The following is a 12010-nucleotide window of genomic DNA, read 5'->3' on the forward strand; positions in this document are numbered from 1 at the left end:
GAGGCCGAGCAGCTCGTGGCCCGCACGGTCGGCGAGCTCCGGACCCTCATGATCGCCGCGCACGGCGACGAGCTCGAGCAGGTGCTCGACCGGTGCTCGATCCTCGTGGACGGGGTGCGGTCGGACGACGGTGCCGCCATCGCGCCGAGCGACGTCGTGGATGTGCTGCCACCGTTCGCGGGCGGCTGACCCCCCCGACGGACTGAACCGCCTCCGACCGGCTAGCCGCCGATCGCGCTCATCGGGCGGTCGGGCTGCAGGAACGTCGGGTCGTTGATGCCGTGGCCCGGCAGCTTGCCCTCGAGGCACGTGTGCAGCGCCGCGGCGAGAGCGTCGTCGTCGGCGCCCGCGCGCAGGAGGCCCAGCAGGTCGCTCTCGGTGCGCGCGAACAGGCAGGACCGCAGCTGGCCGTCGGACGTGAGCCGCACGCGGTCGCACGCCCCGCAGAAGGGCGCGGAGACCGACGCGATGACGCCGACGGTCGACGGTCCGCCGTCGATCGTCCAACGCTCCGCGGGCGCCGAGCCGCGACCCGGCACCTCGGTGAGTGTGAAGGCGGTGGCCAGCCGCTCGAGGATCTCGGTCCCGGTCACCATCGTGGCCCGCAGCCACGTGTGGCCGGGGTCGAGCGGCATCTGCTCGATGAACCGCATCTCGTAGCCGTGGTCGACCGCGTACCGCACGAGGTCGACGACCTCGTCGTCGTTGACTCCGCGCATCACGACCGCGTTGAGCTTGATCGGGTGCAGCCCCGCCACGTCGGCCGCCGCGATCCCCGCGAGGGTGTCCGTGAGGCGGTCGCGCCGCGTGAGCTCCTTGAACCGGTCGCGCTGCAGCGTGTCGAGGCTGATGTTGACCCGCGAGAGCCCGGCGTCGGCCAAGGGCGTGGCGAGGGCGGGCAACCGCAGCGCGTTCGTGGTGAGCGACACCTCGGGGGGACCGCTGGGTCCGCTCAGCGCGGTGAGAGCGGCCACGATCTCGACGACGTCGGGCCGCAGCAGCGGCTCGCCGCCCGTGAGCCGGACCTCGGTGATGCCCTCCGCGACCGCGACCGTCGCGATGCGCACGAGCTCGGCGGTCGTCATGAGGTCGGGGCCGCGCAGCCACGGCACCCCTTCGGCCGGCATGCAGTAGGTGCAGCGCAGCGAGCAGCGGTCGGTCAGCGAGATGCGCAGGTCGCGGTGCTCGCGGCCGAATCGGTCGACGAGCATCAGTGGTCTCCTCCGGCGAGCTGGTCGAGCAGATGGGCGAGCAGCGGCAGCAGCACGTCGAGGCCCTGCTCGACGCCGCCGGGGGACCCCGGCAGGTTGACGACGACCGCGCCGGACGCGGTGACCCCGGCGAGCCCGCGCGAGAGCACGGCGCTCGCCGTGTGCTTCTCGCCGTTGCGTCGCAGCGCCTCGGCGAGCCCGGGCAGCTCGCGCTCGATCACGGCCCGGGTGCCCTCGGGCGTCAGGTCGCGCGGGCCGACGCCGGTGCCGCCGCTCGTCACGACGACGCGCGCGCCGGCCTCGAGCGCGGCGGCGAGGGCGCGGGCCACGGACTCGGCTCCGTCAGGGACGACGACGGGGTCGCCCACGTCCAGGCCTGCGGCGCGCAGGATCTCGACGGCGCGCGGTCCCGAGCGGTCGGCCCGTTCCCCGCTCGCACTGCGGTCGGACACGACGACCACAGTCGCGCGTGGCCCAGGCAGCGCAGAGGCGGTCATGCACCGACAGTACAGAACCGCCGCGGACGGTCCGGGAGCTCAGGGTCCCGGCGCCCCCGCGCTGGCGGGCGTGACGTCAGTCGGGCGGTCCGGCGTGCAACCCGTCGTGCAGCACGAGCACGGTCGAGGCCGCGTTGCGCACCACGTCGGTACTGACCGACCCGAGCAGCATCCCGCGGAACGCGCCGAGACCGCGCGACCCGACGACGACCAGGACGGCGTTCGTCGAGGCGGCGACGAGCGCATGGGCCGGGTCGTCGTCGAGCAGCGCGACGCGCACCTCGAGGCCCGGATGCTGGGTGCGGAGCCTGGCCGCGACGGCCTGCGCGGCGCGGTGCGTCGGGTCGTTCACGTCGACGTCGGTCGCGGCCCGGGCGGACAGCGCGGGCATGCCGCGTCCGTACGGGTCGGCGATGGTCGGACGCGCGTGGACGACGAGGAGCGGCGCCGAGCGCATCGACGCCTCGCGGGCGGCTGCCTCGGCGGCCGCGAGGGACGCGCGGGAGCCGTCGACCCCGACGACGACGGGCACGACCGTCCCCGGCACCGAGGTCTCGTCGCCGCGCACCACGGCGACGTCGCACCGCGAGTGCGCCGCGAGGTGGGCCGCGATGGAGCCCATCCGCACGTGACCCGCGCGGCCGCGCGCACCGACGACGAGGAGCTGGGCCGATGCGCTGAGCTCGCGCAGGACGGGGACCTCGCTGCCGCGGATCGACTGGGTCGTGACGGTCAGGTCGGGGTAGCGGTCGACGGCGACGGCCTGCTTCTCGCTCAGGTACGTGGTGGTCTCCGCGTCGAGCTCAGCGTCGACGAGCGGGTACCAGCTCCACTCGACGAGGTCGCGCGGGTCCGTCCACGAGCGCGCGAGCACGACGTCGGCGCCGCGCAGAGAGGCCTCGTGCAGTCCCCACTCGAGCGTGTGCTCGCTGTGCGGCGAGCCGTCCAGCGCGATCACCACGGGGCCGTCGGCTCGCATGAGAACCCACCTCCTGATCGGTGCCGGTCGGTGCCGGTCTGTCCACCTTGCCCGCAGGTGAAGGGTGTTGTCGAGGGTCCACGGTCCCGCCCGGTCACGGCCCGACGTGCGAGGTCGCGGACCGCACGGCCGCTAGCGTGTGTCTCCGAAGTCTGAGGTGAGGCGCGCGGGACGCTGGGCGGGTGGATTGCCACCGGGTGCTGAGCGATGAGCAGTGGGGCCGGATCGAGGAGCAGCTGCCCTCGAACGCAGGCAAGCGCGGTCGACCGTTCGCTGATCAACGCACGGTCGTGCAAGGCCTCGTGTTCCGCTACCGGACCGGCAGCCCGTGGCGTCCCCGGGCAGCGTCACGACGGTCGGCGCCACGACGCCGAGTGGGTTCTGGACCTGCTTGGCGATCCCGTCCTTGACGTCACGATCCTTGCCTTGAGGAGAAGAGAGCTACACCCTGGCGGGTCGGGCGGTCTGTCGTGTTGAGCCCTGGCCTGACCCGCCGTCGTCGGCCACGTCCCACGAGTTGTGGTGCGCCTCGGGGTGCGGGTGCGTGCGCTCGAGCGCGGCGCCCTCCACGTCCACGTCGGGCAGGATGCGGTCGAGCCAGCGGGGGATCCACCACGCGGCGTCGCCGGCGAGGTGCATCACGGCCGGGATGAGCAGCATGCGGACCACGAACGCGTCGAGCAGGACGCCTGCTGCGAGTCCGAACCCGAGCGAGCGGATGATGCCGGAGTCGGACATGATGAACCCGGCGAAGACCGCGATCATGATGACGGCCGCAGCGGTGACCACGGTGCGGCCCGCGTGCAGACCGCGCTGCACGGCCAGCCGCGAGGGCACACCGTGCACGTGCGCCTCGCGCATGCCGGACACCAGGAAGAGCTGGTAGTCCATGGCCAGACCGAAGAGGATCCCGATGAGGATGGTCGGCAGGAAGGACAGGATCGGCGCCGGGTCGTGCACGCCGAACAGGCTCCCGGCCCATCCCCACTGGAAGATCGCGGTCAGTGCGCCGAACACGGCGAACAGCGACCCGATGAACCCGACGGTCGCGGTGAGCGGCACCAGGATCGAGCGGAACACCAGCACCATGATGACCAGCGAGAGGCCGATGACCAGGCCCAGGTAGCCGGGCAGGGCGTCGGCGAGCTGCGTCGAGACGTCGATGTTGCCGCTCGCGGTGCCGGCTACGCCCAGCGTGGTCCCGTCCTGCAGCGGCGAGGCCGCGCGCAGGTCGCGGACCAGCTGCTCTGTGGACTTGCTGTCGGGACCCTCCACGGGGACCACCTGGAAGATCACGGTGGCGCCGTCGTCGGACACGCCCACGGGCGCGACGCCCGCGACGTCCCCGACGCCGTGGATGGCCTGGGCCAGGGCGAGCTCGGCGGGCAGCAGAGTCGCGTCCGTGGTCGCCTCGCGCAGCTTGGCGACAACGACGAGCGCGCCGTTCGCGCCCGCACCGAACTTCTCGGCCGTCACCTGGTTGGCGCGGTACTGGGTGGAGTCCTGTGGCTCCCACGAGCCGTCGGGCAGGCCCAGCCGCATGGACAGCGCGGGCAGCGCGAGCACCGCCAGGCCCACCACGCCGGCCACGAGTGTGATCCATGCGCGGCTGGTGCTCATCGGCCGCTGCGGCAGCGGTCGCGGCTCGAGGTGGCCCACCTGGGCGCGGACCTTGTGGGGCAGGATCCGCGTGCCGAGCAGGGCGAGGACGGCCGGTGTGAGCGTGATGGCCACCAGCACGGCAATGAGCACGGCGACGGCGCCGGCGGTGCCCATCATCCCGAGGAACCCGATGCCGGTGACGTTGAGCGCCAGCAGGGCGACGAAGACGGTGGACCCGGCGAACACCACGGCGGTGCCGGCGGTGCCGGTGGCCAGGCCGATCGACTCGTGCACCTCGATGCCGTCGCGGAGCTGGTGGCGGTGCCGGTTGATGAGGAACAGGGCGTAGTCGATGCCCACGGCCAGGCCCAGCATGACCGCGAGGATCGGGGTCACGGACGTCATGGTGACCACGCCGGAGAACGCGAGCACCCCGGTGACGCCCACGCCGACGCCGACGAGCGCCCCGAGGATCGGCAGCGCGGCCGCCACCGCGGTGCCCAGCATGACGAGCAGCGCGACGCCGGCGATCGCCAGGCCCACCACCTCGCCGACGCCAAGCACCTCGGGCACCGCCTGCGTGAGGTCGTTGGACAGCTCGGCGGTCACGCCATCGATCGGTGTGGCCTCGACCAGCGCGACCACCTGCTTCTTGAGCTCGGTGGGCACCTCCAGACGGGGCTGGTCGAAGACCACGGTCGCGGTGGCCGCGCTGCCGTCCGTCGAGACGTTGCGCACCGCGTCCGCGAGCCGCGCGAGGGCCACGCCTTGCTCCACGGTCGCGCTCTGGGTGGTCAGCTGCTCCGCCCCGGCGTCGAGCTTGGCCTGCTGGGCCGCGAGCTGTGCGGTGGTCGCGTCGAGCTGCGCCTGCTGGGCGTCGAGCCCGGCCTGCGCCTGGACCAGGGAGCCGGCGGCCTGGGCCTGAGCGCGCGCCGCGTCGAGCTGCTCCTGCCCGGCCGCGACCTGCGCTGAGGCGGCGTCGAGCTGCTTCTGACCGGAGTCGAGCTGGCCCTTCGCCGTGGCGATCTGCGTCTGCGCGTCGGCGAGCTGCTGCTCTTGCGCCGTGCGCTGCGCCTGGGAGGTGAAGGGGTTCACGGTCGCCTCGACGCCGTCGACGGCAGCCACCGCGTCGAGCAGGTGCGCCACGGCGGCCTGCTGGTCGGCGGTGAACGCCGAGCCGTCGTCGGTGCTCAGCACGATCGAGCCGGTCCCGCCCGCCGCGCCGGGCAGGGCCTGCGCGAGCTGGGTGGTGACGCGGTCCGTCTCGGTGCCGGGGATGGTGATCGCGGAGGACAGGCCGCCTCCCCACAGGGCGTAGGAGCTGCCGGCGACGAGGATTACCAGGACCCAGGCGGCGACGAACGCCCAGGCGCGGCGGGCGGCCAGGCGCCCGAGCCGGTAGAGGAGGTCGGCCATGGTGGGTGCTCCTGAGGGATGAGGCGGTTGGGTGGGGCAGGGGAAGGACGGGGACGGCGAGGGACGAAAGCGCGCGGTCAGCTGTGGGAGTAGCCGGCGCGGATGCGGTCGATCACGTGCACAAGCTGGGCCTCCCACCGCGTGCGCGCCGCGGGGTCGGCGGGTGCGCCCTGCTCAAGCCAGCCGCGACTCAGCACGGTGAACCCGCTGATGAGCTGGCCGACAACGATCTGCACGTCGATCACCGGCACCTGCGTGTGCTGCTCGCGCAGCGCGGCAGTCATGTCGTCGGACGCGACCGTCAGGGCGTCGAGCAGGTGACGCAGCACCTGCGGCTCGGGTCCGCCATCGGCACCGAGCAGGTGCCGCACGGAGGTCATAGCGCCGAACAGGTCCGCCTGGACCAAGGCGGCAGCGGCCCGCTCGAAGAGGATCGCGCCCTCGTCGTCCCCGAGGTCGTGGGTGTGGCCGGTGACCTCCGGCGGCGGTGCGCCGACGCCCTGGCGCACCAGGGCCCCGAGCACGGTGAACCGCTCGGCGCACAGCGCGACCACCACGTCGTCCAGGTGCGGGAAGTGGTTGAACACGGTGCGACGCGAGACGTCGGCGCGTGCGGCGAGGGCCTCGACGCTCAGCGCCGCGGAGCCGCCCTCGGCCAGGAGGGCGGCCGCCCCCTCGAGGATCGCCCGGTGGTGGCGGTCGCGCAGCGCCGTCCGGCGGTCCACGGGCCGCTCGACAGGCTGCCCGAGAGGACGGTCCGCCGGATCGGTGGACGAGATGGGTGCGGGCATGCGCAGACTATAGGCATGTTGTTGCACCGAGTGCAACACTGCACCGAGTGAACCCTCCTCGCGGGTAGTGCGGGACCGGCATGCCCCCGCGCGGCGGATCGTCCCTAGCCTGCCCAGAGGGACGTCGGCCGCGCGGTCGGTGCACGCGCGCGTCGCGCGTACGGACGAGGGCGCAAGGACATGGGAGTCCTCGAGGGCAAGGTCGCGATCGACAGCTGGACCCGAGGCCTCGACCGCCTCGGCGGCCACGCCCGAGGCGTCGCTCGCGTTGCGGGCGATCTCGGCGATCGAGGAGCCCATCTTCGTGCCGTCGGCCACCGAGGTGACCTCGTCTCCACCTGCGTGAGGTCGCCGTCGCAGTTCGCGATCGCGACCATCCGGTCGCGCAGGTGCGCGATCGGCGCGACGAGCCGGTTCGCGATGACCCAGGCGACCTGGAGCGTGTCTCCAAAGGATTGGGGGGTGGGTCGCGCAGGCTGGTCTGGTGACTCGCGAAGCCCTTCTCGATGATGCCCAGTGGAAGCTGATCGAGCCGTTGCTACCGGCTCAACGCTCGGGTCGTGGACGCCCGATGAGTGATCACCGGCAGGTCGTGGAGGGGATCATCTACCGGTATCGCTGTGGCATCGCCTGGCGAGATCTTCCGGCCTCGTTCGGGCCGTGGCAGACCGTGTGGAAGCGGCACCGCCGGTTCAGTGGCGACGGGACCTGGGACGCCATCTTGACCACGCTGCTGGCTCGGGCCGACGCCGCGCACCAGATCGACTGGACGCTCAGCGTGGACTCCACGATCAACCGCGCGCACCAGCACGCGACGAACCTGCCCCGGGAGCCCAAGACCGACCCGAAGATCGCATCGGAGGTGACCGGCGACGCCTCGAACCCGCTCGGCCCCACAGGGGTCGATGCGTCGGCTCGTGCGGTCGTCGGGCTCCTCGCCGGCCCCACAGGGGGCTGGGTCGAATCACAAGGATTCTGCGATTCGGGCAGGTCAGGACGCTCCTGAGGTTGCGCTCGGCCTGTATGACGAGCCGGTCGATCATGGCATCGGCCGTTCGCGTGGCGGGTTGTCCTCCAAGATCCACCACCTCGTCGACGGTCGTGGCCGACCGCTGGTCGTCCTGGTCGGCCCCGGGCAGGCCAACGATTCCCCGATGTTCCCGGTGCTGCTGAACCACCTGCGCGTCGACCGCGTCGGGCCCGGGCGACCCCGGACCACACCGCAGGCCGTCCTGGGGGACAAGGCCTACTCCGCACGAGCGCACCGCACGCTGCTGCGTTCACGCGGGGTCAAGACCGTCATCCCCGAACCCCGCGACCAGATCCGCAACCGCCAACGCCGCGGCTCACGCGGCGGACGACCACCAGCCTTCGACTCCGAGCTCTACAAGGGTCGCAACGTCGTCGAGCGGTCCTTCAACACCGTCAAGCAGTGGCGAGCCCTGGCCACCCGCTACGACAAGCTCGCGATCGTCTACCGCGTCGCGGCCGTCCTGCGCGCGATCACCATCTGGCTGAAGCACCTTTAGAGACACGCCCCTTTAGAGACACGCCCTAGACGCCCGCCGCCGGGGTCCCCGCGAGCCGGGCGAGCTCGGCGCCCCACGCCCTGGCCCGGTCGAGCTCGCCGGGCGCGAGGGGACCGGGCTTGTCCGTCACCACGAAGCTGTGCGACGGCGCAAGCGTCTGGACGCCGCGCCGCCGGAGCAGCTTGCTCGCGCTCGCGGCCGCAGAACCTGCCCAGCGGGACTTCATCCGGGTGTCGAACGTCGCGGTCAGGACGCCCGGGCCGACGGGGTCGAGGTGCTCGAGCCACTCGCGCATGCCGACGTCGGGTGACCCGTCGTGCGTGCCCGCCTCCTGGAGGGCCTGCGCGCGGCTCGTCGGTCGGCTCATCCCGAACGCGTGCGTCGGTCCGCCCACGACGAGGAGCCCGACGTCGGGGTCGATCACCTCGGGGGCCGCTCCGACGTCGACGACCTCGGCCTCGACCGCCGGGCGCAGGCCGTCCGCGATCGCCTCGGCGATCTGTCGCGTGTTGCCGAACATCGACTCGACGACCACCACTGCGCGCATCGCTCCACCTCCGTCGCTGGGAACCGGTTCCAGGTTGGCCCCCGAGCCGGAGGCCCGCACAGGGACGAACGGCCCGACCGTCCGCCGCAAGGGGCCACGTCAGCGACCCGAAGGTCCTGCGGATTCTCGGCGTTTGCCGGGAATAATCAGTCAATGGTCAGCCGTCGTGTCAGTGCGTATCGTGCGCTTGCGTCGGACAAGCGCGTCTCCATGCTGCACGCCCTGCAGCGGTCGGACGTCCCCCTCGGGGTCGACGAGCTCGCCGCGGCCGTGGGCCTGCACGTGAACACGGCGCGCGAGCACCTCGAACGGCTCATCGACTCCGGCTTCGTGGCGAGTGAGCCCGAGCTGCGCACGACGCGAGGCCGTCCCCGGATCCTGTACACCGCGGTCGAGCGGATCGCCCCGGCGACGACGGACGGCTGGGCGCGGGACCAGCTCATGCGGGTGCTCGTCGCGGGCTACGGACGGCGACTGCCGTCGGCGACGGGTGCCGCTCAGGATGCCGGGTCGGTCTGGGGCCGCAGCCTCACGGCGACTCGCCCGGATCTGTCCGAGCGTCGGGAGCAGCGGGCCGCCGCGGCCGGCGTCGTGACCCCTGAGGGACCGTGCCCCGACCTCGTCTGTCCCGAGCCGGACGGCTCGGCGGCGAGCCACGAGGACGGCGCGACCCCCGCGTCCCCGGACCAGGTGGCCGGTCTCGCCCAGCTGGCCGCGCTCGAGGCGCACTTCGACGACCTGGGCTTCGAGCCCGAGGGCGATGCCGAGCGGCTCGAGGTGCACCTGCATCGCTGCCCGTTCCTCGACCTGGCCCATGAGCGGCCGGAGATCGTGTGCAGCGTGCACCTGGGTCTCGCCCGCGGCGTGCTGGCGCAGGAGGGCGGGCCGCTCACAGCCGAGTGGCTCGAGCCCTTCGTCGAGCCTCAGCACTGCGTGCTGCACCTCACCCGGTCCTGACGCTAGGGTCAGGCCGGGGACTCCGAGTGGCGTAGGTCACACAGTTCGCGATTTGACACGGTGTTTGCCACTTTTAAGTCGTCGTCGTCGCCAGCATCCTGGCGAGGGAAGCTGGACCGACCGAGCAGTGGAGGAATCGATGGCGATCTCGTCCGGAACGTCGCGCGTGGACCTCGCGACGTGGGACCCCGAGAACGAGGCGACCTGGGACAGCAGGTTCGCCTGGCGGACGCTGTGGATCACGACGTACAACCTCACGCTCGCGTTCTGCGCGTGGTATCTCGTGAGCGCGATCGCGCCCCGCCTCAACACCATCGGCTACGACCTGACGAAGCCGGAGCTGTACTGGCTCGTCGCCGTGCCGGGTCTCGCGGGCGGCTTCATGCGGATGATCTACATGTTCCTGCCCCCGATCGTCGGGACACGCACGCTCGTCGGCGGCTCCGCGACGCTCCTGCTGATCCCGATGCTCGGCTGGACGTTCGCCGTCCGGGACAGCTCGACGCCCTACGCCGTGCTCGTCCTCCTGGCGATCGCCGCGGGCGTCGGGGGAGGGGCCTTCGCCGGGTTCATGCCCTCGACCAGCTACTTCTTCCCGAAACGGCTCGCCGGGACGGCGCTCGGGCTCCAGGCCGGCATCGGCAACTTCGGAGTGAGCCTGATCCAGTTCCTCACGCCGTGGGTGGTGGGCTTCGGGCTCCTGGGCGTGACGGCGCTGACCCCGCAGCAGACGCGCGACGGTCAGCACATGTGGCTGCACAACGCGGGCCTCGTGCTCGTGCCGTGGGTCCTGCTCGGCATGGTGCTCGCGGCGGTCTACCTGCGCCGGGTCCCGGTCCAGGCGAACTTCCGCCAGCAGCTCGACATCTTCGGCCAGAAGCACACGTGGGTCATGACCGCGATCTACCTCATGACCTTCGGTGCGTTCAGCGGGTTCGCCGCCCAGCTCGGCCTGCTCATCGTCAACCAGTACGGCAGCTTCGCGAACGCTCCCGACCCGCTGAAGTACGCGTTCCTCGGCCCGCTCCTCGGGTCGATCACGCGTGCAGCCTTCGGCCCGTTGTGCGACAGGTTCGGCGGGGCGCTGTGGACGTTCGTCGCGGGCATCGGCATGACGGTGAGCACGGTGTTCACGCTCTTCTTCCTCGCCCCGACCGACGCCAGCCAGTTCACGTACTTCCTCGTCGGGATGCTCGCGATCTTCACGTTCGCCGGGATCGGCAACGCCGGCACGTTCAAGCAGATGCCGATGATCTTCCCGAGGCGGCAGGCGGGCGGCGTCATCGGCTGGACCTCCTCCATTGCGGCGTTCGGGCCGTTCCTCGTCGGGATCGCGCTCTCGGTCTTCACGCCGCGGTCCTTCTTCGTCGGCTGCGCGGTCTACTTCACGATCTGCACCGCGCTGACGTGGCACTACTACGTGCGCCCCGGCGCAGAGAAGCCGAGCTGACCGCGGTCAGGGGCCCCGTGCAGCCGGCCCCGATCTCGGACGACCGCCCGACGACGAGGAGTCGACGATGAACCCGACCCGCACCACCACCTCCGCCCCGGGGACCGACGGCGCAGCGGCCGACGCCCTGCTCAAGGTCGGGCGGTTCCTGCGCAGGGGGGAGGTCTCGGCCGACCTGCGCACGCTCTACCTCGAGGGTGGCCGGGCGGGCGACGCGTTCTACCGGGACCGCTGGTCCCACGACAAGGTCGTGCGCTCGACCCACGGGGTCAACTGCACGGGGTCGTGCTCGTGGAAGGTGTACGTCAAGGACGGCATCATCACGTGGGAGACCCAGCAGACCGACTACCCGTCGGTCGGTCCGGACTCCCCGGAGTACGAGCCGCGGGGGTGCCCGCGCGGTGCGGCGTTCAGCTGGTACACGTACTCGCCGACCCGGATCAGGTACCCGTACGTGCGCGGCACGCTGCTGCGCGCCTACCGCGAGGCCAAGGCCCGCACCGGTGACCCGGTCCTCGCCTGGGCGCAGGTCACGGGAGACCCCGTCACGGCCCGCGCGTACAAGAAGGCCCGCGGCAAGGGCGGTCTCGTGCGCGCGACGTGGGAGGAGGCAGCCGAGATCGTGGCGGCCGCCCACGTCCACACGATCAAGACCTACGGGCCCGACCGGGTCGCCGGCTTCTCGCCGATCCCCGCGATGTCGATGGCGTCGCACGCGGCGGGCGCGCGCTACACCTCGCTCATCGGCGGCACGATGCTGTCGTTCTACGACTGGTACTGCGACCTGCCGATCGCCTCGCCGCAGATCTGGGGCGACCAGACCGACGTCCCCGAGTCGGCGGACTGGTGGAGCGCGGGCTACGTGATCCTCTGGGGCTCGAACATCCCGCAGACCCGGACGCCGGACGCCCACTTCATGACCGAGGCCCGCTACCGCGGCCAGAAGGTCGTCGTCGTCGCACCCGACTACGCCGACAACGTGAAGTTCGCCGACGAGTGGCTGCCGGCCAAGCCCGGCACCGACGGGGCGC

10 protein-coding genes and 3 pseudogenes are annotated in these 12010 nt (G+C 72.1%); 7 read left to right on the forward strand and 6 right to left on the reverse strand.

The window, feature by feature from the left end; translation table 11 throughout:
* Nucleotides 1-189, forward strand: a 189-nt coding sequence (locus VFW79_RS07670) for a MoaD/ThiS family protein (protein ID WP_329676722.1), incomplete at its 5' end; no start/stop codon positions are given.
* 32 nt (nucleotides 190-221) lie between these two features.
* Here the strand turns inward: VFW79_RS07670 and moaA are convergent.
* From moaA to VFW79_RS07685, 3 genes are all read right to left on the reverse strand, one after another.
* Entirely contained in the window at nucleotides 222-1211 is a 990-nt protein-coding gene (moaA, locus tag VFW79_RS07675) for a GTP 3',8-cyclase MoaA (RefSeq protein WP_329676723.1), read from the reverse strand.
* Nucleotides 1211-1708, reverse strand: coding sequence for a MogA/MoaB family molybdenum cofactor biosynthesis protein (locus tag VFW79_RS07680; protein ID WP_329676724.1), 498 nt, complete (start codon nucleotides 1706-1708; stop codon nucleotides 1211-1213). The genes moaA and VFW79_RS07680 overlap by 1 nt, the downstream gene beginning before the upstream one ends.
* 76 nt (nucleotides 1709-1784) lie before the next feature.
* Nucleotides 1785-2687: a universal stress protein gene (locus VFW79_RS07685; RefSeq protein ID WP_329676725.1), complete on the reverse strand. Its 903-nt coding sequence runs from the start codon at nucleotides 2685-2687 to the stop codon at nucleotides 1785-1787.
* Between the two features lie 182 nt (nucleotides 2688-2869).
* On the opposite strand from VFW79_RS07685, the pseudogene VFW79_RS16505 reads away from it, so the two are divergent.
* Nucleotides 2870-3022 (forward strand): annotated as a pseudogene (locus VFW79_RS16505) (transposase); the annotation flags it as partial.
* Between the two features lie 106 nt (nucleotides 3023-3128).
* Here the strand turns inward: VFW79_RS16505 and VFW79_RS07690 are convergent.
* Nucleotides 3129-5705 carry an MMPL family transporter gene (locus tag VFW79_RS07690; RefSeq protein ID WP_329676726.1) on the reverse strand — a complete coding sequence of 859 codons (2577 nt, stop codon included), beginning with the start codon at nucleotides 5703-5705 and terminating at the stop codon, nucleotides 3129-3131.
* Between the two features lie 77 nt (nucleotides 5706-5782).
* On the reverse strand, nucleotides 5783-6496 hold the full coding sequence (locus tag VFW79_RS07695; RefSeq protein ID WP_329676727.1) for a TetR/AcrR family transcriptional regulator: 714 nt from the start codon (nucleotides 6494-6496) through the stop codon (nucleotides 5783-5785).
* Nucleotides 6497-6980: 484 nt separating this feature from the next.
* Here VFW79_RS07695 and VFW79_RS07700 point away from each other — a divergent pair.
* Together VFW79_RS07700 and VFW79_RS07705 are read left to right on the forward strand one after the other, a co-directional pair.
* Nucleotides 6981-7325 (forward strand): annotated as a pseudogene (locus VFW79_RS07700) (IS5 family transposase); the annotation flags it as partial.
* Between the two features lie 114 nt (nucleotides 7326-7439).
* A pseudogene (locus VFW79_RS07705) lies at nucleotides 7440-8025 on the forward strand (IS5 family transposase); the annotation flags it as partial.
* Nucleotides 8026-8050: 25 nt separating this feature from the next.
* On the opposite strand, the gene VFW79_RS07710 reads toward VFW79_RS07705, so the two are convergent.
* The gene (locus tag VFW79_RS07710) at nucleotides 8051-8572 is read right to left on the reverse strand and encodes a flavodoxin/nitric oxide synthase (protein ID WP_329676728.1); all 522 of its coding nucleotides are present in this window, start codon (nucleotides 8570-8572) and stop codon (nucleotides 8051-8053) included.
* 153 nt (nucleotides 8573-8725) lie between these two features.
* On the opposite strand from VFW79_RS07710, the gene VFW79_RS07715 reads away from it, so the two are divergent.
* The 3 genes from VFW79_RS07715 to VFW79_RS07725 all read left to right on the forward strand — a co-directional run.
* Nucleotides 8726-9529: a helix-turn-helix transcriptional regulator gene (locus VFW79_RS07715; RefSeq protein ID WP_329676729.1), complete on the forward strand. Its 804-nt coding sequence runs from the start codon at nucleotides 8726-8728 to the stop codon at nucleotides 9527-9529.
* Nucleotides 9530-9668: 139 nt separating this feature from the next.
* Complete coding sequence (locus tag VFW79_RS07720) at nucleotides 9669-10979, forward strand: MFS transporter (RefSeq protein WP_329676730.1); 1311 nt, start codon at nucleotides 9669-9671, stop codon at nucleotides 10977-10979.
* 67 nt (nucleotides 10980-11046) lie between these two features.
* Nucleotides 11047-12010, forward strand: a 964-nt coding sequence (locus VFW79_RS07725; RefSeq protein ID WP_329676731.1) for a molybdopterin-dependent oxidoreductase, incomplete at its 3' end; no start/stop codon positions are given.

It is taken from the genome of Cellulomonas sp. (genome assembly GCF_036279715.1).
Taxonomy (GTDB): domain Bacteria; phylum Actinomycetota; class Actinomycetes; order Actinomycetales; family Cellulomonadaceae; genus Cellulomonas_A.